The organism is Microbacterium sp. NPDC058062 (assembly GCF_042885375.1).
GTDB classification, from domain to species: domain Bacteria; phylum Actinomycetota; class Actinomycetes; order Actinomycetales; family Microbacteriaceae; genus Microbacterium; species Microbacterium trichothecenolyticum_C.
Window position 1 is genome coordinate 653,551 of sequence record NZ_JBHVSC010000001.1, and the last position, 21,453, is coordinate 675,003.

At 70.7% G+C, this 21,453-nt stretch carries 18 protein-coding genes; 15 read left to right on the forward strand and 3 right to left on the reverse strand.

Annotated elements, in window-relative coordinates; translation table 11 throughout:
• Nucleotides 1–51 precede the first annotated feature (51 nt).
• The 8 genes from alaS to ACFVSU_RS02890 are packed head-to-tail and all read left to right on the forward strand — an operon-like array spanning nucleotide 52 to nucleotide 9,122.
• Nucleotides 52–2,709, forward strand: coding sequence for an alanine--tRNA ligase (gene alaS, locus ACFVSU_RS02855; protein WP_387137727.1), 2,658 nt, complete (start codon nucleotides 52–54; stop codon nucleotides 2,707–2,709).
• Nucleotides 2,706–3,173, forward strand: a complete 468-nt coding sequence (gene ruvX, locus ACFVSU_RS02860) for a Holliday junction resolvase RuvX (RefSeq protein WP_310290797.1) — start codon at nucleotides 2,706–2,708, stop codon at nucleotides 3,171–3,173. The genes alaS and ruvX overlap by 4 nt, the downstream gene beginning before the upstream one ends.
• Nucleotides 3,173–4,870 (forward strand): endolytic transglycosylase MltG, encoded by a 1,698-nt coding sequence (gene mltG / locus ACFVSU_RS02865; protein WP_387137730.1) that lies wholly within the window; start codon nucleotides 3,173–3,175, stop codon nucleotides 4,868–4,870. Before ruvX ends, mltG begins: the two co-directional genes overlap by 1 nt.
• Nucleotides 4,837–5,715 carry a shikimate dehydrogenase gene (locus ACFVSU_RS02870; protein ID WP_387137733.1) on the forward strand — a complete coding sequence of 293 codons (879 nt, stop codon included), beginning with the start codon at nucleotides 4,837–4,839 and terminating at the stop codon, nucleotides 5,713–5,715. Before mltG ends, ACFVSU_RS02870 begins: the two co-directional genes overlap by 34 nt.
• 30 nt (nucleotides 5,716–5,745) lie before the next feature.
• The gene (gene aroC / locus ACFVSU_RS02875) at nucleotides 5,746–6,975 is read left to right on the forward strand and encodes a chorismate synthase (protein WP_387137736.1); all 1,230 of its coding nucleotides are present in this window, start codon (nucleotides 5,746–5,748) and stop codon (nucleotides 6,973–6,975) included.
• Nucleotides 6,959–7,519 carry a shikimate kinase gene (locus ACFVSU_RS02880; protein ID WP_387137739.1) on the forward strand — a complete coding sequence of 187 codons (561 nt, stop codon included), beginning with the start codon at nucleotides 6,959–6,961 and terminating at the stop codon, nucleotides 7,517–7,519. Before aroC ends, ACFVSU_RS02880 begins: the two co-directional genes overlap by 17 nt.
• On the forward strand, nucleotides 7,516–8,592 hold the full coding sequence (gene aroB / locus ACFVSU_RS02885) for a 3-dehydroquinate synthase (RefSeq protein ID WP_387137742.1): 1,077 nt from the start codon (nucleotides 7,516–7,518) through the stop codon (nucleotides 8,590–8,592). Before ACFVSU_RS02880 ends, aroB begins: the two co-directional genes overlap by 4 nt.
• Entirely contained in the window at nucleotides 8,589–9,122 is a 534-nt protein-coding gene (locus tag ACFVSU_RS02890) for a GNAT family N-acetyltransferase (RefSeq protein WP_387137746.1), read from the forward strand. The genes aroB and ACFVSU_RS02890 overlap by 4 nt, the downstream gene beginning before the upstream one ends.
• A gap of 53 nt (nucleotides 9,123–9,175) precedes the next feature.
• Here ACFVSU_RS02890 and ACFVSU_RS02895 read toward each other — a convergent pair whose 3' ends face one another.
• The 3 genes from ACFVSU_RS02895 to ACFVSU_RS02905 all read right to left on the reverse strand — a co-directional run bounded on the left by ACFVSU_RS02895 (nucleotide 9,176) and on the right by ACFVSU_RS02905 (nucleotide 12,190).
• Nucleotides 9,176–10,501 (reverse strand): MFS transporter, encoded by a 1,326-nt coding sequence (locus ACFVSU_RS02895; RefSeq protein ID WP_387137749.1) that lies wholly within the window; start codon nucleotides 10,499–10,501, stop codon nucleotides 9,176–9,178.
• 23 nt (nucleotides 10,502–10,524) lie between these two features.
• On the reverse strand, nucleotides 10,525–11,400 hold the full coding sequence (locus ACFVSU_RS02900; RefSeq protein ID WP_387137752.1) for a shikimate dehydrogenase: 876 nt from the start codon (nucleotides 11,398–11,400) through the stop codon (nucleotides 10,525–10,527).
• Nucleotides 11,401–11,557: 157 nt separating this feature from the next.
• Nucleotides 11,558–12,190: a TetR/AcrR family transcriptional regulator gene (locus tag ACFVSU_RS02905; RefSeq protein ID WP_387137755.1), complete on the reverse strand. Its 633-nt coding sequence runs from the start codon at nucleotides 12,188–12,190 to the stop codon at nucleotides 11,558–11,560.
• Nucleotides 12,191–12,274: 84 nt separating this feature from the next.
• On the opposite strand from ACFVSU_RS02905, the gene ACFVSU_RS02910 reads away from it, so the two are divergent.
• From ACFVSU_RS02910 to ACFVSU_RS02940, 7 genes are all read left to right on the forward strand, one after another.
• The gene (locus tag ACFVSU_RS02910; RefSeq protein WP_387137759.1) at nucleotides 12,275–14,110 is read left to right on the forward strand and encodes a bifunctional sugar phosphate isomerase/epimerase/4-hydroxyphenylpyruvate dioxygenase family protein; all 1,836 of its coding nucleotides are present in this window, start codon (nucleotides 12,275–12,277) and stop codon (nucleotides 14,108–14,110) included.
• Nucleotides 14,107–14,565: a type II 3-dehydroquinate dehydratase gene (gene aroQ, locus ACFVSU_RS02915; protein WP_387137763.1), complete on the forward strand. Its 459-nt coding sequence runs from the start codon at nucleotides 14,107–14,109 to the stop codon at nucleotides 14,563–14,565. Before ACFVSU_RS02910 ends, aroQ begins: the two co-directional genes overlap by 4 nt.
• A 118-nt stretch (nucleotides 14,566–14,683) precedes the next feature.
• The gene (efp, locus tag ACFVSU_RS02920) at nucleotides 14,684–15,244 is read left to right on the forward strand and encodes an elongation factor P (protein WP_045302503.1); all 561 of its coding nucleotides are present in this window, start codon (nucleotides 14,684–14,686) and stop codon (nucleotides 15,242–15,244) included.
• A gap of 19 nt (nucleotides 15,245–15,263) precedes the next feature.
• On the forward strand, nucleotides 15,264–15,674 hold the full coding sequence (gene nusB / locus ACFVSU_RS02925) for a transcription antitermination factor NusB (RefSeq protein ID WP_378901536.1): 411 nt from the start codon (nucleotides 15,264–15,266) through the stop codon (nucleotides 15,672–15,674).
• Between the two features lie 52 nt (nucleotides 15,675–15,726).
• Nucleotides 15,727–18,999, forward strand: a complete 3,273-nt coding sequence (locus ACFVSU_RS02930) for an SNF2-related protein (protein WP_387137768.1) — start codon at nucleotides 15,727–15,729, stop codon at nucleotides 18,997–18,999.
• 104 nt (nucleotides 19,000–19,103) lie between these two features.
• Complete coding sequence (locus ACFVSU_RS02935; protein WP_387137771.1) at nucleotides 19,104–20,681, forward strand: Rieske 2Fe-2S domain-containing protein; 1,578 nt, start codon at nucleotides 19,104–19,106, stop codon at nucleotides 20,679–20,681.
• 174 nt (nucleotides 20,682–20,855) lie between these two features.
• The gene (locus tag ACFVSU_RS02940; protein ID WP_387137773.1) at nucleotides 20,856–21,389 is read left to right on the forward strand and encodes a DoxX family protein; all 534 of its coding nucleotides are present in this window, start codon (nucleotides 20,856–20,858) and stop codon (nucleotides 21,387–21,389) included.
• Nucleotides 21,390–21,453: the final 64 nt, after the last annotated feature.

A 21,453-nucleotide genomic window follows, 5' to 3' on the forward strand; every position in this document is an offset into this window, starting at 1 on the left:
CGCCAGACTCCCCGAACACGCACGCATCCGCACGTACACGCAAGGACCCGCATGAAGACCGCCGAGATCGCACAGCGCTTCCTCGATTACTTCGAGAAGAACGGCCACACCATCGTCCCCTCGGCATCGCTGGTGACCGACGAACCGGCGCTGCTGTTCACGGTGGCCGGCATGGTGCCCTTCATCCCGTATCTGTCGGGCGACGTGCCCGCGCCGTATCCGCGCGCGGCCGACAACCAGAAGTGCATCCGCACCAACGACATCGAAGAGGTCGGCAAGACCCCGCGTCACGGCACGTTCTTCCAGATGCTGGGCAACTGGTCGTTCGGCGACTACTTCAAAGAAGGCGCGATCCGCTACGCGTGGGATCTGCTGACCTCGCCCGAGGCCGACGGCGGGCTCGGCTTCGACCAGAAGGACCTGTGGGTCACCGTCTACGAAGAGGACGACGAGGCCCACGACCTCTGGCTGAAGCTCACCGACCTGCCCGAGGAGCGCATCCAGCGCCTCGGCAAGGACACGAACTACTGGAGCACCGGTCTGCCGGGTCCCGCCGGCCCCTGCTCGGAGATCTTCTTCGACCGCGGCCCCGAGTACGGCATCGACGGGGGCCCCGCGACCGACGACGACCGCTACGTCGAGATCTGGAACCTCGTGTTCATGCAGTACGAGATCACGAACGTGCGCTCGAAGTACGACTTCGACATCGTCGGCGAGCTGCCGAACAAGAACATCGACACCGGCATGGGCCTGGAGCGCATCGCGTTCATCAAGCAGGGCGTCGACAACATGTACGAGACCGACCAGGTTCGTCCGGTGCTCGACAAGGCGGTCGAACTGTCGGGCCGCACGTACGGCGCGAACCACGACGACGACGTGCGCTTCCGCGTGGTCGCCGACCACGTGCGTTCGTCGCTCATGCTCATGTCGGACGGCGTCACGCCCTCGAATGACGGCCGCGGCTACATCCTGCGCCGTCTCATGCGCCGTGTGATCCGCTCGATGCGCCTGCTCGGCGTCGACGGGCCGACGTTCGAGGTGCTGTTCACGGCATCGCGCGACGCCATGAAGGCCGCCTACCCGGTCGTCGAGACCGACTGGGCCCGCATCTCGCAGTACGCCCTGGCGGAAGAGGCGACGTTCCTGCGCACCCTCGCGGCGGGGGAGTCGATCCTCGACGAGTCGCTCTCCGAGACGAAGGCCTCCGGCGGCACGACCCTCACCGGCGCCGAGGCGTTCCTGCTGCACGACACGTACGGCTTCCCGATCGACCTGACGCTCGAGATCGCCGAAGAGGCCGGCCTCAGTGTCGACCGCGCGGCGTTCGACGGCCTCATGCAGGAGCAGCGCGCACGTGCCAAGGCCGACGCGCGGGCACGCAAGCGCCAGCTCGCCGACACGAGTGTCTACCGCGACCTGCGCGCACAGGGCGAGACCGTCTTCACCGGCTACACCGACCTCGAGGCGGAGTCGCAGGTGCTCGGCATCCTCGTCGACGGCGTGTCGGTCGACCGCGCGAGCGTCGGCCAGATCGCCGAGGTGATCCTCGCCGAGACCGCGCTGTACGCCGAGTCGGGCGGCCAGGTCGCCGACAAGGGCGTCATCGTCGGACCGGGCTACGAGCTCGAGGTGCTCGACGTGCAGAAGCCGGTGCCGGGTCTCATCAGCCACACCGTCGAAGTGTCGACGGGAGAGGTCGGCGTCGGTCAGGCCGCGACGACGGTGGTGGATGCTGCGAACCGCCGCGCCGCTCGTCAGGCGCACTCCGCGACGCACCTGGTGCACGCCGCGCTGCGCGACACGCTCGGAAAGACCGCGACGCAGGCCGGATCGCTCAATCGCGCCGGCTACATGCGCTTCGACTTCTCGTGGGGCCAGTCGCTGTCGGACGAGACCAAGACCGAGATCGAGGAGATCGCGAACAACGCGGTGCGCGACAACCTCGAGGTGACCACGCGCGTCCTGCCGCTGGACGAGGCGCGCTCGCTCGGCGCGATGGCGCTGTTCGGTGAGAAGTACGGCGACACCGTGCGCATGGTCGACATCGGCGGCCCGTGGTCGCGCGAGCTCTGCGCAGGCACGCACGTGTCGACGAGCGCCGAGATCGGGCTGATCAACCTCGTCGGCGAGTCGTCGGTGGGCGCGTCGAACCGCCGCGTCGAGGCACTGGTCGGTCTTGACGCGTTCCGGTCGCTCGCGGCCGAGCGCGCCCTCGTGTCGCAGCTCACGACCTCGCTCAAGGCACCGCGCGAGCAGCTGCCCGCGCGCATCGCCGAACTGCAGGCGAGTCTCAAGGCCGCCGAGAAGAAGATCGCGGCGTTCGAGGCCAAGGCCCTCGGCGACCGGCTCCCGGCCCTCGCCGCCACGGCGACGCGGGTCGGCGACACCGTCGTGGTCGCCGAGTCGCTCGGCAACGCCGCATCCGCCGACGACGTCCGCTCGCTGGCACTGCAGGTGCGCGAGCGCCTCGGCTCCGAGGCCGCGGTCGTCGCCCTCGGCGCGGTGGTGAACGAGCGCCCCGTCGTCATTGTCGCCACCAACGACGCGGCCCGCGCAGCGGGCGCCAAGGCGGGCGTCCTCGCCAAGGGCGCCGCCGGCGTGCTCGGCGGCGGTGGCGGTGGCCGCGACGACGTCGCCCAGGGCGGTGGAACGGATGCGGCGGCCCTGCCGGCGGCGCTGACCTCGGTGAAGGACGCGCTCGGCGCGTGAGCGGCTTCCGGCGCGGCACCCGGCTCGGCATCGATGTGGGCAAGGCCCGGGTCGGGGTCGCGAAGTGCGACCCCGACGGTCTGCTCGCGACTCCGGTCGAGACGGTGCCGCGTGACGAGGCATCGGTGACCCGCATCGTGGCGCTGTCCGACGAGTATTCGGCGGTCGAGCTCTACGTCGGCCTGCCGCTGAACATGCGGGGCGAGGACACGGCGTCGACGCAGGATGCCCGGGACTTCGCTGCGGCGCTGGCGGCAGCATCCGGGCTCCCCGTGCGCCTCGTCGACGAACGGCTCTCCACCGTCTCTGCACACGCGGCACTGCGCAGTTCGGGCAGAACCCAGCGTTCGTCGCGTAACATCGTGGACCAGGTCGCCGCGGTCGTCCTGCTCCAGCAAGCGCTCGACGTCGAGAAGAGCACCGGACGACCTCCCGGAACCCCCGTCCCCCAGGAGCCCGCCTGATGTCCGACTCATCGCCCGACGGCGAAGCCGTCCCCCAGTCGCGCCGCGCCGCCCGCGAGGCCGCCGCGCGACAGGCGGCGACGGGGGAGACGCCGACGACGCCGGCTGCTCCCGCGCCCTCGGCGCCGGAGGAAGCCCCCGCCGCCCACGCGGCCTTGTGGGAATCGCTCATCACCGGCTCCACACCTGTCGTCGGGACCGCTCCCGGAGCGCCCGCTCCCACGGCGGCGTCTGCGCCCGCCCGCCCTGTCGACGAGCCGGTGCCCGGCAGCGGCTTCCAGCCGGTTCCGCTGCGCACCCCCCGCCCCACGACGCAGCCGATCGACGTCGAGGCGCCCGTCGAGGACGACCCCTGGATCTTCGCGTCGGCCGGTGTGAGCCCCGCGATGCCGTACAGCCGCGGAGGCACTGCCCCCGCTGCGGCTCCCGCGACCGCGGCGGCTGCGCCGTCGGCCGCGCGCGCCACCCCGCCCGCGCGCGACGAGAACGACGAGCCGTCCGCCCCGTCCGGCTCCCTCGAGGACCTGTTCAGCGGGTCGGCGTCGACCCACGACATCGGGCACGCCCCACCGCCGCCGAACAAGAAGCGCCGGCGCATCGGCGGCTGGATCGCCCTGGGCGTCGTGCTGCTGATCCTCGGGGGCATCGCCGCCGGCGGCCTGTACGTGTGGAACACCTACGAGGACAAGATCCGCGAGGTCATGGGCTGGGAAGAGCCCAAGGACTACGAAGCCGGACTCGCCACCGGCGAGACGTTCGTCACGATCTCCCAGGGTGACACCGGATCACCGATCTCGCAGTCGCTGTACGACGCCGGCGTGATCAAGACGCCCGACGCCTTCTACGACTACCTCATCACGAGCGGCCAGAACCCGACCTTCCAGCCGGGCGTCTACAAGCTGCAGAAGAAGATGACGAGCGAGGCGGCCCTCGCGGCCCTCCTGGACCCCGCGAACAGACAGGAGTTCACCGCGCAGATCCCCGAGGGCTACACGGTCGAGGGTACGCTCGAGCGCATCTCGGAGGGCACCGGCATCCCGATGGAAGAGCTCACCGCGGCCATCGCCGATCCGTCCGTGTACGGGGTTCCCGTGGATCCGGCCATCGTCGCGGCGGGCGGGCAACCGCTCGAAGGCTGGCTGTTCCCGGCGACCTACACCTTCGACCCCGGCGTCACCGCGCAGTCGGCCATCCAGACCCTGGTGAACCGCACGATCCAGTCGCTCGACGCCGCCGGCGTGCCGGCGGAGAGGCGTCAGGAGATCCTGACCACCGCGTCGATCATCCAGCGCGAGGCCCGCTCCGAGGTCGACATGCAGAAGGTGTCGCGCGTGATCCTGAACCGCATGGACCCGAACAATCAGGAGACGTTCGGGCTGCTGCAGATGGACTCGACGGCGCAGTTCGGCTACGGCGAGCTCCATGAGGGTTCCGCGAGCACCTCGGAAGAGGCGCAGTACGACCCGAACCCCTGGAACACCTACGTGCACGCGGGCCTGCCGATCGGACCGATCGCCAATCCCGGCGACGTCGCGATCGACGCGGCCATGCACCCGGCCGACGGCCCGTGGATGTACTTCGTGACGGTCAACATGGAGACGGGCGAGACGATCTTCTCGGCGACCTACAACGAGCACCTGAAGTACGTCCAGCAGATGCAGCAGTGGTGTTCCGAGCACCCGGACTCGGGGTGCTGAGCGCCCACGCGTCGCGTCTGGAGGTCTGGGGCGACCCGATCGCGCACAGCCGCTCGCCGCAGCTGCACGCCGCGGCGTACGACGTCCTCGGGCTCGACTGGACCTACGGACGCCGTCGGGTGAACGAAGCGTCCTTCGCCAGCGAGCTCGCCGGGCTCGACGACGCGTGGCGGGGCCTCTCGCTCACGATGCCGCTCAAGGGGGTCGCGTTCGCGGCTGCGGCGGTGCTCGACCGCCGCGCCGAACTTACCGGGGCGGTCAACACGCTGCTGCTCGACGCCGACGGCGCCCGCGGCTTCAACACCGACGTGGGCGGCATCGTCCGCACCCTCGCCGACGACGGCATCATGACAGTGCCGCAGGCGCGCATCGTCGGCGCCGGCGCGACCGCGACCTCCGCCCTGGTCGCTCTCGGTGAGCTCGGCGCGCGCGAGGTCGACGTGATCGCACGCCGCTCCGAAGCCGTCGCGCCGCTCGCCGAGCTCGGCCGCCGCATCGGCATCGCGGTGACGACGACGCCGTTCGCCGCATCCGTTCATGCCGACGTGCCGCTCACCATCGCGACGCTGCCGGGCGACGCACCCGTTCCGGATGCCACGGCCGACGCCCTCGCCCGCTCCGGCGGCCACCTGCTCGATGTCGTGTACGGGCACTGGCCGACCGCGCTCTCGGCCGCGTGGGAGCGCGCGGGCGGCACGGCACGATCGGGACTCGGGATGCTGCTGCACCAGGCCCTGCTGCAGATCCGGATCTTCCGGGACGGCGACGCCGACACGCCCCTCGATCACGAGGGCGACGCGCTGGAGGCGATGCGCCAGGCGCTCGGGGAGCCGGCCGCGGCGTAACGGCCTCCCGGGGCGTGGGAGACTGGACCAATGCTCCGCGTGCTCACGGCCGGCGAATCGCACGGCCCCGAACTCGTCGCCGTCATGGAGGGCCTGCCTGCGGGCGTCCCCATCTCCCGCGCCGCGATCCAGGCGGATCTCGCGCGCCGCAAGCTCGGCTACGGCCGCGGTTCGCGCATGAAGTTCGAGGAGGACGAGCTCACGATCTCGTCCGGCGTCGTGCACGGCACGACCCTGGGCAGCCCCATCGCCCTGCGCATCGGCAACACCGAATGGCCGAAGTGGGTCGAGGTCATGAGCGCCGAGCCCGTGGACCTCACGGAGAAGTCGCGCGGACGCGGTGCCGCGCTCACGCGCCCCCGCCCCGGCCACGCCGACCTCGTCGGCATGCAGAAGTACGGCTTCGACGAGGCCCGCCCGATCCTCGAGCGCGCGAGCGCCCGCGAGACGGCCGCCCGCGTCGCCCTCGGTGCCCTCGCACGAGCGTTCCTGTCCGAGCTCGGCATCCGTCTCGTCAGCCACACCCTCTCGATCGGGCCGGTGCAGGTCCCCGAGGGCTCGGCGCTGCCGACTCCCGAGGACGTCGACACGCTTGACGCCGACCCGCTGCGCTGCTTCGACGCCGCGACGAGCGCGGCCATGGTCGCCGAGGTCGACGACGCCCGCAAGGACGGCGACACGCTGGGCGGCATCGTCGAGGTGCTCGCCTACGGGCTGCCCCCGGGGCTCGGCTCGCACGTGCACTGGGACCGCCGCCTCGACGCGAAGCTCGCGCAGGCGCTCATGAGCATCCAGGCGATCAAGGGAGTGGAGGTCGGCGACGGGTTCGAGACCACGCGCCGTCGCGGCTCCGCCGCGCACGACGAGCTGTTCGTCGCCGGCGACGGCATCACCCGCTCGAGCGACAAGGCGGGCGGCACCGAGGGCGGCATGTCGACCGGTACCGTGCTGCGCGTGCGCGCCGGCATGAAGCCGATCGCCACGGTGCCGAAGGCGCTCCGCACGGTCGACGTCGCCACCGGCGACGCCGCCTCGGCTCACCACCAGCGCTCGGACGTGTGCGCCGTGCCCGCCGCGGGCGTCGTCGCGGAGGCGATGGTCGCGGTCGTGCTGGCCGACGTCGTGCTCGAGAAGTTCGGGGGCGACAGCGTCGCCGAGACGCGCCGCAACATCGAGGGCTACCTCGCGGCGATCCCCGACGCGCTGCGCAGTGCGGCGGCCAGCGACGCCGGCCTCGCCGACCATGACCTCGCCCTCTGACGCCGTCGTGCTCATCGGTCCCATGGGGGCCGGCAAGACGAGCATCGGCAAGAAGGTCGCGCGCGCGCTGAGCCTTCCGTTCTTCGACACCGACGCCGCGGTCGTGCGCGACCACGGGCCGATCGACCAGCTCTTCGTCGAGCACGGCGAGGCGCAGTTCCGCGCCGCCGAGCGCGCCGCCGTGGTCGAGGGGCTCGCAACGGGCGGCGTCGTCTCGCTGGGCGGCGGAGCCGTGCTGAACCCCGAGACGCGCGCCGACCTCGCCGGACACCGCGTCGTGCTGCTCACCGTCTCGCCGCGGGTCGTCGCGGGCCGCGTCCGCGACTCGAACCGGCCGCTCCTGCAGGGCGGCGACGATGCGATCGAGCGCTGGACCACGATCTTCGAAGAGCGCCGGCCCGTCTACGAGGAACTCGCCGACATCACCTTCGACACGTCCACCGGTCCGCTGCAGGACGTCGTCGACGCCCTCGTCGCGTGGGTGCGCGGCGCCGCCGACCCGTCGGCCCCCACCGGCGACGAGCACAAGGAGCAGACCGCATGACGGATGCCACGACCATCACCGTGAGCGGAGACGCGAGCTACGACATCACCGTGGGACACGGCATCCTGTCGTCCGTCGGCGAGGCGCTGCCGCCCGCCGCGCGCAAGGTGCTCGTGATCCACCCGCCGACCCTCGCCGCCGAGGCGGAGCGCCTGCGCGCACAGCTCATGGCCGACCGCGAGGTGCTGCTCGCCGAGATCCCCGACGCCGAGGCGGGCAAGCGCATCGAAGTCGCCGCTTTCTGCTGGCAGGTCATGGGCAAGGCGGACTTCACCCGCACGGACGCCGTCGTCGGGTTCGGCGGGGGATCGGTGACCGACCTCGCCGGGTTCGTGGCTGCGACCTGGCTGCGGGGCGTCGAGGTCGTGCAGGTGCCGACCACCGTCCTGGGCATGGTCGACGCCGCCGTCGGCGGCAAGACCGGAGTCAACACCGCCGAGGGCAAGAACCTCGTGGGTGCGTTCTGGGCGCCACGCACCGTGATCTGCGACCTCGACCTGCTCGACGGCCTGTCGCGCAACGAGCGCGTCGCCGGCTACGCCGAGGTCGTCAAGGCCGGCTTCATCTGGGCGCCCGAGATCCTCGAGCTGATCGAGGCCGATCCCGAGAACGCCGTGGACCCGCAGAGCGACGCGTTCCGTCGCACCATCGAGCTCGCCATCGAGATGAAGGCGCGCGTCGTGGGGGAGGACCTCCGCGAGGCGGGTCTGCGCGAGATCCTCAACTACGGCCACACCCTGGGCCACGCCATCGAGCACGCCGAGCGCTATCGCTGGCGTCACGGCGCCGCGATCTCCGTGGGCATGGTGTTCGCCGCCGAGCTGTCGCGCCTCGCAGGCCGGCTTCCGGATGCCGCCGCCCAGCGCCACCGCGACATCCTCGAGTCGCTCGGACTGCCGACGAGCTACCGCCCCGGCGCGTGGCCCCAGCTGCTGTCGACGATGCAGCGCGACAAGAAGAGCCGCGGCGGAATGCTGCGCTTCATCGTGCTCGACGACATCGCCAAGCCCACCGTCTTGCAGGCGCCGGACGAGTCGCTGCTCTTCGCCGCGTACCAGGAGGTCGCGGGGTGAGCACCGTGGTCGTGCGCCGCATCCGCTCCGACGAGTGGCACGCGGTGCGCGAGCTGCGGCTCGAATCCACGAGCGATCCCGACGCGAACATCGCCTTCCTCGAGACCCCGGCGCAGGTCGCGGCCCGCTCGGAGCAGTTCTGGCGCGAGCGCGCCGAACTGGCCGCCGGGAGCGAGACCGCCGCGCAGTTCGTGGCGGTGGTGGACGACGTATGGGTGGGCAGCCTCTCGGTGCTCATCCGCGCGACCGGGCAGACCGATCACCTGGGCCGCTTCGTCGACGACCGTCGGGCGGATGTCGTCGGCGTCTACGTCAACCCGGCTCATCGCGGCACGGGAGCGATCGACCTCCTGCTCGCCGCCGCCGCGGAATGGGTGACCTCGCTCGGGCTCACCCGGCTCAGCCTCGACGTGCACCGCGACAACCCCCGCGCCCAGGGCGCGTATCGCCGAGCCGGATTCGTGCCGACGGGCGAGACGTTCACCAGCGTCATCGGTCCCGAAATCGTGATGGCGCGCCCCCTGCCGTGACCACGAAGGCCCCGCCCCGCTCAGCGGGACGGGGCCTGTGACGGCCGCTGTGCTCAGACGGCCGGCACGAGCTCCTCGTGCCTCTCGGAGCGCAGACCGAGCTCGGCCGTGGGGATGCTCTTCGACTCGCGTGCCGTGAGGGCGCTGACGGTCGCGATGAGCGAGATCACCGCGGTGAAGACGCTGATGACGACCCAGCCGCCCTGCTGCACGCCGCCCAGCGCCGTGACGATGGACGGGGCGAAGCCCGCCATGAGGAAGCCGAGCTGCGTGCCGATCGCCATGCCCGAGAACCGCACGCGCGTGCTGAACATCTCGCCGTAGAACGACGGCCACACGGCGTTCGCGGCGGCGTACCCGAACGAGAAGGTGAGCACCGCCAGCAGGAACGTCACGAACTCGTTCCCCGCCCCCATCGACAGCATGTAGAAGGGCATGAACACCGCCGACGAGAGCGCGCCGTAGATGAACACCGGCTTGCGGCCGATGCGGTCGGCCAGAGCACCGAACAGCGGCTGCGTGCCGATCGCGACGAGGTTGGCGACGACGACGAGCCAGAGCGTGATGGCGGCGTTCAGTCCGACCTCCACGCCGTACGCGATGGCGAGGTTGCCGAACACCGTCGAGACGGCGGCGATGAACGCGCAGCAGATGACGCGGAGCACGTCGCGCCAGTGGTCGCGCAGGAGCGGGATGAGCGGCATCCGTGCGATCCGTCCTTCCGCCTTCGCCTGCTCGAACTCCGGCGTCTCGTGCAGGGTCCGCCGGATGAAGAAGGCGACGAGCACCACGACCGCGCTCAGCCAGAACGGCACGCGCCAGCCCCACGTGTACTTGATCTCGTCGGGGAGCGCGACGACCGGGATGAAGATCAGGGCGGCGAGGATCTGGCCGCCCTGGGTGCCCGTGAGGGTCCACGACGTGAAGAACGACCGGCGGTCGTCGGGCGCGTGCTCCAGCGTGAGCGACGACGCGCCCGCCTGCTCGCCGGCGGCCGAGAGGCCCTGCATGAGCCGGCACAGCACCAGCAGCGCCGGGGCGGCCCAGCCGATCTGCTCGTAGCCCGGTAGGCAGCCGATCGTGAAGGTCGAGATGCCCATGAGCAGCAGGGTGAACATGAGGACCTTCTGCCGGCCGATGCGGTCGCCGAAGTGGCCGAGGATGACGGCGCCGACCGGCCGCGCGATGTAGGCGAAGCCGAACGTCGCGAACGACATGACGAGGGCTGCCTGGTTGTCGGACGGGAAGAAGACGGTGGGGAAGATGAGCGCTGCGGCGGAGCCGAACAGGAAGAAGTCGTAGTACTCCACGGCGCTGCCCATGAAGCTGGCGACAGCCGCCTTCACGGGAGTCTTCCGCGTCGTTGCGGTGGTGGTCATCGGTCGTCCTTCTCTAGTGAGTGTCACGCCGGCACGGGGTGCGGCGCAACGAGGTCGTGGAAGTGGCGGATCATGCGGTCGGGGTCGGGCTGGTGGCCCGTGATCAGGCGGAAGGCGTCGACGGCCTGGTGGACCGCCATCCTTCCGCCGTCGAGCGTGGCGCAGCCGGCGTCGCAGGCAGCGCGCAGAAGCGCGGTGTCGAGGGGCCGGTAGACGATGTCGGCGACCCACAGCTCGGGCCGCAGCAGGTCGGGGGAGAACGGCATTCCCGGGTGCTCCTTCATGCCGGTCGGCGTGCAGTGCACCAGCCCCGATGCCGACGCGAGGAGGCTGGGGAGCGCGTCCGTCGTGGCGTGGCCCACCTCGACCGCATGACGACGCGCCAGGTCGGTCGCGAGCTCCTCCGCCCGTTCGGCGTCGATGTCGACGACCGTCAGCCGGCGGGTCCCGACGCGGAGCAGGGCGTCTGCGACGGCGGAGCCGGCACCGCCCGCCCCCAGCAGCGTCACGTCATCGACCGCCGCGCGCGGAAGCCCCGTGCGGAACGCCGTCTCGAACCCGGTGGTGTCGGTGTTGTGACCGACGAGCCCCTGGTCGGTGAAGAGCACGGTGTTGACCGAGCCGAGCGCCAGGGCGAGCGGGTCGACACGGTCGAGGTACTCGAGCACGAGGCGCTTGCACGGGTGGGTGACGTTGAGGGCGTCGAAGCCGAGGCGCCGCGCCCACACGAGGATGTCGGGCAGCTGGTCGGGCGCAAGACCGAGGGTCGTGAGGTCGATGGTCCGGTACACGTAGTCGAGGCCGAGGGCACGGGCTTCGGCCATGTGCATCGCCGGCGTCAGGGAAGGGGTCACGCCCGTTCCGACGAGCCCGACGAGATACGGCGGTGACTGGCTCATGGCACTCCTTCGTCCGACCGGTACGTCTATGTACTAACTGGTACGTTCAGAGAAAACCACGGCAGATCGTCGATGTCAAGAGCGAGCGGGTTTCTGGAGCTCGGCGGATACCGCGGCGCGAGAGCGGGCTCGAGTGGGGCGGCGGCGGGGGCGCCGGCTAGCGCGGAGCGTTCGTGAGCCAGCCGACGACGACGTCGCCGATGAGGGATCGCAGGTGGCTGCGGCGTTCGGGATCGGTGAACGACACGTCGAAGAGGTAGCCGAACGTGTACTGGTTCGCGATCTGGAACACGCAGTAGGCGCTGATGACGAGGTGGACGTCGATCGCATCGACATCCTCGCGGAAGACACCCGCCGCGCGGCCGAGTTCGAGGATCTCGTCGAGAAGGGTCTTCGCGGGCTGCGCGAGCGTGCGGAGCGACTCGATCCGCCGGATGAACTCGCCGCGATGGATGTTCTCGATGGCCACGAGCCGGATGAAGGCGTCGTGCGTGACGTGGTGGTCGAACGTGAGCTCGGCGAGCTGACGGATCGCCGCGACGGGATCCGTGTGGTCCACGTCGATCGCCTGCTCGGCCTCTCGGATGCCCTGATAGGCGTTCTCGAGCACCGCGAGGTAGAGCTGCTCCTTGCCGCCGAAGTAGTAGTAGATCATCCGCTTCGTCGTGCGTGTGCGCTCAGCGATGTCGTCGACGCGGGCTCCGGAGTAGCCCTCCTCGGCGAAGACCTCGGTCGCGATCGCGAGAAGCTCGGCTCGCGTCCTCTCGGCATCGCGTGTAACGGGGGGCACGATCGCCAGGATAGTGGGCGGCGCACGCGGCGCTTGTGAGGAAGGGGGTGCGTCACAATGTACCGACTGGTACATTATGACGCCATGAGGACCTCCATCGCGACGGTGTGCATGAGCGGGACGCTGGTCGAGAAGCTGCATGCGGCGGCCGCAGCGGGCTTCGACGGCGTCGAGATCTTCGAGCCCGACCTGGTGTCGGCGCCGGAGAGCCCCGAGGAGGTGCGTGCTCTCGCGGAGCGCCTCGGGCTGACGCTGGACCTGTACCAGCCGATGCGCGACGTCGAGGGCGTCGACGACGATGCGTTCGAGGACGTCCTGCGGCGCGCGGCGGCGAAGTTCTCCCTCATGCGGCGGATGGGGATCGAGGTCGTGCTCTGCTGCAGCAACGTGGCGACCGCGACGGTCGACGACGATGCGGTGTCGGCCTCCCAGCTTCGCCGGCTGGGGGATCTCGCCCAGGAGCACGGCATCCGGATCGCCTTCGAGGCGCTGGCGTGGGGCAAGTACGTCGACGACTACCGCCGCGCATGGCGGATCGTGCAGCTCGCCGACCACCCGGCGGTCGGCGTCTGCCTCGACTCCTTCCACATCCTGTCGCGCGGCCACGACCCCGCGGCGATCGAAGACATCCCCGGCGACCGCATCTTCTTCCTGCAGCTCGCCGATGCGCCCGCGCTCTCGATGGACGTCCTCTCCTGGAGCCGCCACCATCGCCTCTTCCCCGGCGAGGGGAGCTTCGATCTGACACGCTTCCTCACCCACGTCCTGCGCGCCGGCTACGAGGGCCCGGTGTCCCTCGAGGTCTTCAACGACACCTTCCGGCAGGTCGACGTGAGCGGGACCGCCGTCCACGCGCGCCGGTCCCTGCGCTGGCTCGAAGACGCCGTCGCGCGGGAGCTCGGAAGCGCCGCGCCCGCCGACTTCGAGACGCTCGCCGACGGCGGTACGCCCGTGGGCTTCGACTTCGTCGAGATCAAGGCCGAGGACACCTCGAGCATCGAGGCGCTCCTGGAGACGGTCGGGTTCACGCCGCGCGGCAAGCACCGCACGAAGCCCGTCACGCTGTGGACGGCCGGAGACGCCCGCGTCGTGCTCAACGAGCAGCACGCCCGCGACCTCGACCCGCACATCGCGGCGGTCGGGTTCGACGTCCCGGACGCCGCCGCGCTCACCGAGCGGGCCGCCGAGCTCGGCACGCCCTTCGCCTACCGCCGCACGTACGCGGGGGAGCAGCTGCTCGACGGCGGCACGGCGCCGGACGGCACCGAGATCTTCTGGTCGTCGCGCGGCACCGAGACCGAACCGACGTGGGCCGCCGAGTTCGAGCACGGCGAACCCCTGCGTTCCAGTCCCATCATCGCCGTCGACCACGTGAGTCTCGGTCAGCCCTGGCAGGTCGTCGATGAGGCGATCCTGTTCTTCTCCTCAGTGTTGGAACTCCCGACGGCGAGCTCGACCGAGGTGGCGAGCCCCCAGGGCCTCGTGCAGAGCCGCGTCATCCAGTCCCCGGACGGCGCCATCCGCATCCCGCTCAACGTGTCGCCGCCGATCCTGTCGGGGCGGCCGGCCGCCATGCCGCAGCACGTCGCCTTCGCGTGCGACGACATCGTGGCGCTCGCGCGTGCCGCCAAGGCGAGAGGACTGCACCCGCTGCCGATCCCGCGCAACTACTACGAGGATCTCGCGGCACGGTTCGATCTCGACGACGGGTTCCTCGAGACGCTCCGCGGGCTCGACCTCGTCTTCGACCGCGACGCACAGGGCGAGTACCTGCACTTCTACACCGCGACCGTCGGCGACCTGTTCTGCGAGTTCGTCGAGCGCCGCGGCAGGTACGACGGGTACGGCGCCGGCAACGCTCCCGTCCGGCTCTCCGCACAGCGAGCCGGTGCCGCGCGCGCTGATATCGTGCGAGCATGACCGCCCCTCGTCGCCTCCTGCTCGTCAACGGCCCCAACCTGAACCTGCTGGGCACCAGGGAGCCCGGGATCTACGGCACCGAGACGCTGGCCGACGTCGTGCAGGTGGCGACGGATGCTGCCGCCCGGCGCGGCTTCGAGGTGCGGGCCGTCCAGAGCAACCACGAGGGGGTCCTCCTCGACGCGATCCACGACGCGCGACAGGACTGCGCCGGCATCGTCATCAACCCCGGCGGTCTGACCCACACCTCCGTCGTGCTGCGCGACGCCCTCTCGGGCGTCGCCCTGCCGGTGGCCGAGGTGCACATCTCGGACGTGATGGCGCGCGAGGAGTTCCGCCACCACTCGTACGTCGCCGATATCGCCGTGGTCCACGTGATCGGGGAGGGTGTGCCCGGCTACGCGACGGCGGTCGCGCGCCTCATCGACATCCTCACCGGGCAGGCCGAGGGCTGACGAATCGGCCGGGGACCAGGCATCCCGTAGAATCGAACGTCGGCATATCCGACCCCTGAGCTCGTTCACGGGGCAGCGATCGCCTCCACGCACTTCAACGAAACGGATTCGTACCCTCATGGCTTCCACCGCAGACATCAAGAACGGCGTCGTCCTGTCGATCGACGGACAGCTCTGGAACGTCATCGAGTTCCAGCACGTCAAGCCGGGCAAGGGCGGCGCCTTCGTCCGCACGAAGCTCAAGAACGTCGTCTCGGGCAAGGTCGTCGACCGCACCTACAACGCGGGCGCGAAGATCGACATCGAGAACGTCGACCGCCGCGACTTCACCTACCTCTACAACGACGGCGACAACTTCGTGTTCATGGACGTCGAGGACTACGACCAGATCAACGTCGGCGCGGCGACCGTCGGCGACGCGGCCCATTTCCTGCTCGAGAACCAGCAGGTGCAGATCGCCCTCAACAACGGCAACCCGCTGTACGTCGAGCTCCCGGCATCCGTCGTCCTCGAGATCACGTACACCGAGCCGGGCCTGCAGGGCGACCGCTCGTCGGCCGGCACCAAGGCCGCCACCGTCGAGACCGGCTACGAGATCCAGGTTCCGCTGTTCGTCGAGACCGGCACCAAGGTCAAGGTCGACACCCGCACGGGCGACTACCTCGGCCGCGTCAACTGACGTCGGCGGTCGCTGACAGATGAGTGCCCGTACGAAGGCGCGCAAGCGCGCTCTCGACATCCTGTTCCAGGCAGACGTGCGCGGCGACGAGCCTGCGACGGTGCTCGCGGCCGAGGCGAAGCGCGCGGCCAACGAGCCGGCGCGTCAGGCTTCGTGGCTCTACGCGCGAGAGATCGTCGACGGCGTGATCGACAACCAGGACGCCATCGACGAGCAGATCACGACGTTCGCGAAGGACTGGACGCTCGCCCGCATGCCCGCGGTCGACCGTGCCGTGCTGCGCATCGGCGCGTGGGAGATCCTCTACAACGACGAGGTGCCCACCGCGGTCGCGATCGACGAGGCGGTCGAGCTGGTCAAGGAGTTCTCGTCCGACGAGTCAGGCCCCTTCGTGCACGGCGTCCTCGCCCGCATCGCGCGCGCGAGCTGACGACGAGCAGGCGCCCGTCCGGGTGTCGGCGGGAGCGGGCAGGATGGATGCCGTGACCCCGTCGTCGGCCGGACCCCCTCCGTTCGTCGACCCCGGGCACATCCGCCGGTTCGTCGACAGCGGCACGTACGAGCGCGGCGTCGGCTACTTCGCCGACGGCGCCGTCGAGCGCCTCGAGTGGGACCCGCTCACCTCGGTCATCGAAGCGGTGGTGGCCGGCAGCGGCGGCCGGACGTACCGGTGCCGCGTGCGGCTCGATCCGCAGCGCGTCGATCATCCCATCGCGGCGACGTCCTGCACGTGCCCGGTGCAGTTCGACTGCAAGCACACGGTCGCGACGCTTCTCGCGAGCAACCGGCTCGCCTCCGCCGCGCCCGCAGCCGACCGCGGCTCGTCGTGGCGCGACGTGTTCACCCCTGCCGCGGCGGCGGAGCGGGCCCGCACCGCGCTCGCCCTCGGCGTCGAGCTCCGGCAGCGCATCCGGCGCGGCGCGTCGACCTGGGCACCTGCGCGCGTCGAGTCGGCGACCCCGCGCAGCCTGCACCAGCACGGGGCGGACGTGCTCGTCGGCCTGCGCCCGCTCGAGCGCTCGGCCCGCTCCGACACGTGGATCAAGGGCGGGGTCTCGTGGGACGCGCTGCGCCGGCCGACCACGGCGTACGACCCCGCGCAGGCGCGGTGGTTCGCGGAGCTGCACAGCATCGGCCGCGACGTCCGCTCGTTCGGGGCGTTCTCCGACGTGTCGGAGTGGCTCACCCTCGACGACATCGAGTCGAGCCTGCTCTGGCCGCATCTGTCGACCGCGGCGGACCGCGGCATCCCGCTCGTCGCCACCAAGCGCACCACGGCGGTCGCCCTCGCGACCTCGGCGACGGTGACCGTCCAGGCGCACCGCACCGGCCGCGGGCTCGAGATCGCGCCCGTCGTCACGATCGACGGCGAGCGCGCGGATGCCGCCGCCCTGCGCCCGGTCGGACGCACCGGCGTGTACCGGTTCGCCGTCGAGCGCGAGCGCATCGCCCTCGTCCTCGCCGCAGTGGACCTGCCGGACCCGGTTCCCGCGCTCCTCGCCGCGCGTGATGCCGTCGTCGTGCCGGGTCCGGAGGCCGAGGAGTTCGTCCGCGACCACCTGCCGCGGATCGCGCGTCGGGTCGAGATCGAGGCGCCGGGCCTCGACATCGCCCCGCCGCCGCGGCCGCGGCTCGTCGCGCGTGTGCATTTCGAGCCGAACCACCGGCTCGTGTACACGCTCTCGTGGCGGTACGGCGACGGCGACCTCCTGGGGCTCGACTCGACCGGAGAGGATCGTGACGCCGCGGCCGAGACGGCGATCCGCGGCCGCGTCGAGGCGCTGTGGCGCGACCACGCGCCCGTCGACTTCGTCTCCGCCGACACGCTCACGGGCCTCGACGCGGCGGAGTTCGCGTCGCGTCTGCTGCCGCTTCTCGAAGCCGACGCCGACGTCAGCGTCGAGATCTCGGGGGAGAGGCCGCAGTACCGGGAGCTCGCCGGCGATCCGCGCATCGACGTCACGACGGTCGAGACGAACGATCCCGACTGGTTCGACCTGGGTGTCGTGGTGACGATCGACGGCCGCCGCATCCCGTTCGGCACGCTGTTCACGGCGCTGTCGCGCGGGCGCAAGAAGATCCTGCTGAGCGACGGCGCGTACTTCTCGCTCTCGCATCCGTCGCTGCAGCGCCTGCGCGACCTCATCGACGAGGCCGGAGAGCTCGAGGAGTGGGAGACCGGACCCCGCATCAGCCGGTACCAGACGGCGCTGTGGGCCGATTTCGAGGACCTGGCCGACGAGGCGCAGCCCGCCGTGTCGTGGCGCACGACCGTGGCGGCGCTGCGCGATGCCGACGGCGTGCCCGCCGCCCCGATGCCCGCGGGCCTCCGCGCCGATCTGCGCCCCTACCAGCGCGTGGGATACGACTGGCTCGCCTTCCTGTGGGAGCACCGCCTCGGCGGCATCCTCGCCGACGACATGGGCCTCGGCAAGACGCTCCAGCTGCTCGCCCTCGTCGCCCATGCCCGGGAGTCCGGCGAGGCGCGGCCGTTCCTCGTCGTGGCGCCGACGTCCGTGCTCTCGACCTGGCGCAGCGAGGCTGCGCGCTTCACGCCCGATCTGCGGGTCGCCGTCGTCGACGCGACGCGCGCGAAGCGCGGAACGACGGTGACGGATGCCGCGGCCTCGGCCGACATCGTCGTCACGTCGTACACCCTGCTCCGGCTCGACGAGCGCGAGTTCGGCGCGGTGCCGTGGGCGGGCCTCATCCTCGACGAGGCGCAGTTCGTGAAGAACAGCCAGACCAAGGCGTATCGCGCTGCGCGCGATCTGCCGGCCGACGTCGTCTTCGCCGTCACGGGCACACCCCTCGAGAACAGCCTCACCGAGCTGTGGGCGCTGCTCTCGCTGACGGCACCGGGGCTGTTCGCCTCGAGCCGGCGCTTCCGCGAGGAGTACGTGGGGCCGATCGAGAAGGGCAAGGTCCCCGAGAACCAGGAGGGCGGCGCGTACCGCGCCGGCCGCCTCGCGCGGCTGCGACGCCGCATCCGTCCGCTTGTGCTGCGTCGCACGAAGGAGCTCGTCGCCGCCGACCTCCCCGCCAAGCAGGAGCAGGAGGTGCGCATCGAGCTGGGCGCCGCCCATCGCGCCCTGTACGACACCGTGCTGCAGCGCGAACGCCAGAAGGTGCTGGGCCTCCTCGACGACCTCGACCGCAACCGGTTCATCGTCTTCCGATCGCTGACGCTCCTGCGCATGCTGAGCCTGGCCCCCGAGCTCGTCGACCCGGCGCACGCGAGCATCGCCCCGAGCAAGCTCGCCGCGCTCTTCGAACAGCTCGACGAGGCGCTGGCCGAGGGGCACCGCGCCCTCGTCTTCAGCCAGTTCACCTCGTTCCTGGGCCTGGTCGCGAAGGAGCTCGAGGCACGCGGCATCCCATACGCGTACCTCGACGGATCGACGCGCGACCGCGACGCCGCCGTCGCCGCGTTCCGCGGGGGAGAGGCGCCGGTGTTCCTCATCAGCCTCAAGGCCGGCGGGTTCGGTCTGACGCTGACCGAGGCGGACTACGTGTTCCTGCTCGACCCGTGGTGGAACCCCGCCGCCGAGGCGCAGGCTGTCGACCGTGCGCACCGCATCGGCCAGCACCGCAGCGTGATGGTGTACCGGCTCATCGCGAACGGCACGATCGAGGAGAAGGTCATGGCGCTGCAGCAGCGCAAGGCGCGGCTGTTCCGCTCGGTGATGGACGACGACGCGCTGTTCGGGCAGGCGCTCACCGCCGACGACATCCGCGGGCTCTTCGACGACTGATCCCCGACGTCACCGGCGACCGGATCCGGTTTTGCACGGCGGGCGGTCCGGTGCGGCCCGCGAGCCTCACCTAGACTCGTCTGGTTCGACAGGAGGGCAACCCCATGCGCATCACGGGCCTCGGCCACGCCGGAATGTTCATCGAGACGGCGGGAGGAAGCATCCTCTGCGACCCGGTGATCGGGCCGACCTTCTTCGGGTCATGGTTCCCGTTCCCCGACAACCGGGCGCTCGACTGGTCGACCTACGGCAAGGCCGACTTCCTCTACATCTCCCACCGCCACCGCGACCACTTCGACCCCGCGCTCATGCAGAAGCACGTGCCGAAGACCATCAAGGTGCTGCTGCCGGACTACCCGACGGACGACCTCGAGCAGGATCTCCGCAAGCTCGGCTACGACAACATCGTCTACACGCAGGCCGGCGTGCCGCTGGAGTTCGGCGACCTGAAGGTCATGGTCACTCCGCTGCGGGCGCCGAGCGACGGCCCGATCGGCGACTCGTCGCTCTCGGTCGACGACGGCACCGCCAGCATCCTGAACCAGAACGACTCGCACCCGCTCGACCTCGAGAAGCTGATGTCGTTCTCCAAGCCCGAGGCGTACTTCACGCAGGTGTCGGGTGCGATCTGGTGGCCGATGGTCTACGACCTTCCCCAGGACGCCAAGCAGAACTTCGCGAAGCTCAAGCGCGACGCGCAGAACAAGCGCGCCATGTACTACATCGAGAAGGTCGACGCCGAGCACGTCTTCCCGATGGCGGGGCCGCCGATGTTCCTCCGCGAGGAGCTGTTCACGTACAACGGCTACGGCATCGACGACGACTCGATCTTCACCGACCAGCGGCAGTTCCTCGCGCACATGGCGGAGCTGCGTCCCGAGCAGAAGGGGTACGAGTTCGTGCCCGGCACGGTCGTGGAGCTGAACGGCGGCGAGATCTCGGTCACGCAGACGCTCTACACGCAGTCCGAGATCGACCGCATCTTCGACGACAAGTGGGCCTATCTCGCCGAGCAGCGCGACGCGCGCCAGGACGAGGTGCGCGCGGAGGAGGCCACGCGCGCCGCCGTGCTTCCGCCGGACGAGATGCTCGCGGCGATCAAGGAGTGGTGGGAGCCGCTGCTGCGGCGCGCCCGCACGATCCGCAACGGCGTCGGCGGTGTGGTGCGCTTCCGCATCGGCGAGCTCGACATGGTCGTGGACTTCCCGAAGGCGAAGGTGCGCGAGTACGCCGACGGCGACGAGTGCATCTACTGGTACACGATCCCCGCGGATCTGGTCTCGACCAACATCGCCGACCACGAGATCGACTGGTCCAACTCGATCTTCCTGTCGATGCAGTTCTCGGTCGGCCGCAGCGGCAAGTTCAACGAGTTCCTCACCACCTTCCTCAAGTGCCTCTCGCGGGACCGCATCGAGTACGTCGAGAACTGGTACGCCGAGCAGACGGACCAGACCGAGGACGCTCAGCTCGGCGACTGGATCGTGCAGCGCCGCTGCCCGCACCTGCGGGCCGATCTCACGAAGACGGGGAAGATCGAGGACGGCGTGCTCACGTGCTCCCTCCACGACTGGAAGTGGGACCTCGCGAGCGGGAAGTGCCTGACGAGCCAGGGGCACCCGATCCGGGCGTCCCAGGTCGAGGACGACCTGTACCGAGCGGCGACGAGCCCCGCGGCCTGACGAACCCGGAACGCCGGCGTGTTGTAGATCCTCCACAACACGCCAGGGTTCTCCCGTCGGTTCTTGTGTGGGGTGGGCGCTGATCTGCGCCCGTTCGTATCACCCCGTGTCCCCGGCGGGTCCTGATCACCGTGCCCGCGATCGCGGGCGATCAGAACCCGAAGGAATCACGCCATGACCACCGTTCCCATCCACGGCGCCGGCGGCGTCGTCCCCGCGTCCACCGTTCGCCCGAACCGGCTCAGCGCCGTCCTCGCGTGGGAGGCCCGCGCCGAGGCCGCGGTGAAGGCCTCGCTGCAGCGCTGGAGCATCCCGGCACTGCGCGTCGCCCTCGGCGCGGTGTTCCTCGTCTTCGGCGCTCTCAAGTTCTTCCCGGGCCTGAGCCCGGTCGAGGCCCTCGTCAGCCGCACGTGGGAGAAGCTCACGTTCGGCCTGGTGAGCGGGCAGGCCGCGCTCATCGCCACCGCGGTCATCGAGGTCGCCGCAGGTGCGCTCCTCATCGCCGGCGGCGCTTTCGCCCGCGTCGGCCTCGTGGTGCTCGCCCTCGCATTCGTGGGCATCCTGTCGCCGATCGTGCTGCTGCCCGCGGAGGTCTTCGGTCCGGTCGGCCCGACGCTCACGGGCCAGTACATCTTCAAGAACGTCGTGCTGATCGCGGCAGCGCTCGTCGTGGCCTCCCGCGTGCTGCGCGGACCCGCGCGCCGCTGACCCGCGCGCACGACTCGGCGAAGGCCGGACCCGGTTCGGGTCCGGCCTTCGCCGTGTCGTAGAC

Excerpts from the sequence above, each read along its gene's own strand:
- alaS (WP_387137727.1), top strand. The coding sequence starts at position 52 with ATGAAGACCGCCGAGATCGCACAGCGCTTCCTCGATTACTTCGAGAAG.
- mltG (WP_387137730.1), top strand. The coding sequence starts at position 3,173 with ATGTCCGACTCATCGCCCGACGGCGAAGCCGTCCCCCAGTCGCGCCGC.
- aroC (WP_387137736.1), top strand. The coding sequence starts at position 5,746 with ATGCTCCGCGTGCTCACGGCCGGCGAATCGCACGGCCCCGAACTCGTC.
- ACFVSU_RS02880 (WP_387137739.1), top strand. The coding sequence starts at position 6,959 with ATGACCTCGCCCTCTGACGCCGTCGTGCTCATCGGTCCCATGGGGGCC.
- aroB (WP_387137742.1), top strand. The coding sequence starts at position 7,516 with ATGACGGATGCCACGACCATCACCGTGAGCGGAGACGCGAGCTACGAC.
- ACFVSU_RS02895 (WP_387137749.1), bottom strand. The coding sequence starts at position 10,501 with ATGACCACCACCGCAACGACGCGGAAGACTCCCGTGAAGGCGGCTGTC.
- ACFVSU_RS02900 (WP_387137752.1), bottom strand. The coding sequence starts at position 11,400 with ATGAGCCAGTCACCGCCGTATCTCGTCGGGCTCGTCGGAACGGGCGTG.
- ACFVSU_RS02910 (WP_387137759.1), top strand. The coding sequence starts at position 12,275 with ATGAGGACCTCCATCGCGACGGTGTGCATGAGCGGGACGCTGGTCGAG.
- aroQ (WP_387137763.1), top strand. The coding sequence starts at position 14,107 with ATGACCGCCCCTCGTCGCCTCCTGCTCGTCAACGGCCCCAACCTGAAC.
- efp (WP_045302503.1), top strand. The coding sequence starts at position 14,684 with ATGGCTTCCACCGCAGACATCAAGAACGGCGTCGTCCTGTCGATCGAC.
- nusB (WP_378901536.1), top strand. The coding sequence starts at position 15,264 with ATGAGTGCCCGTACGAAGGCGCGCAAGCGCGCTCTCGACATCCTGTTC.
- ACFVSU_RS02935 (WP_387137771.1), top strand. The coding sequence starts at position 19,104 with ATGCGCATCACGGGCCTCGGCCACGCCGGAATGTTCATCGAGACGGCG.
- ACFVSU_RS02940 (WP_387137773.1), top strand. The coding sequence starts at position 20,856 with ATGACCACCGTTCCCATCCACGGCGCCGGCGGCGTCGTCCCCGCGTCC.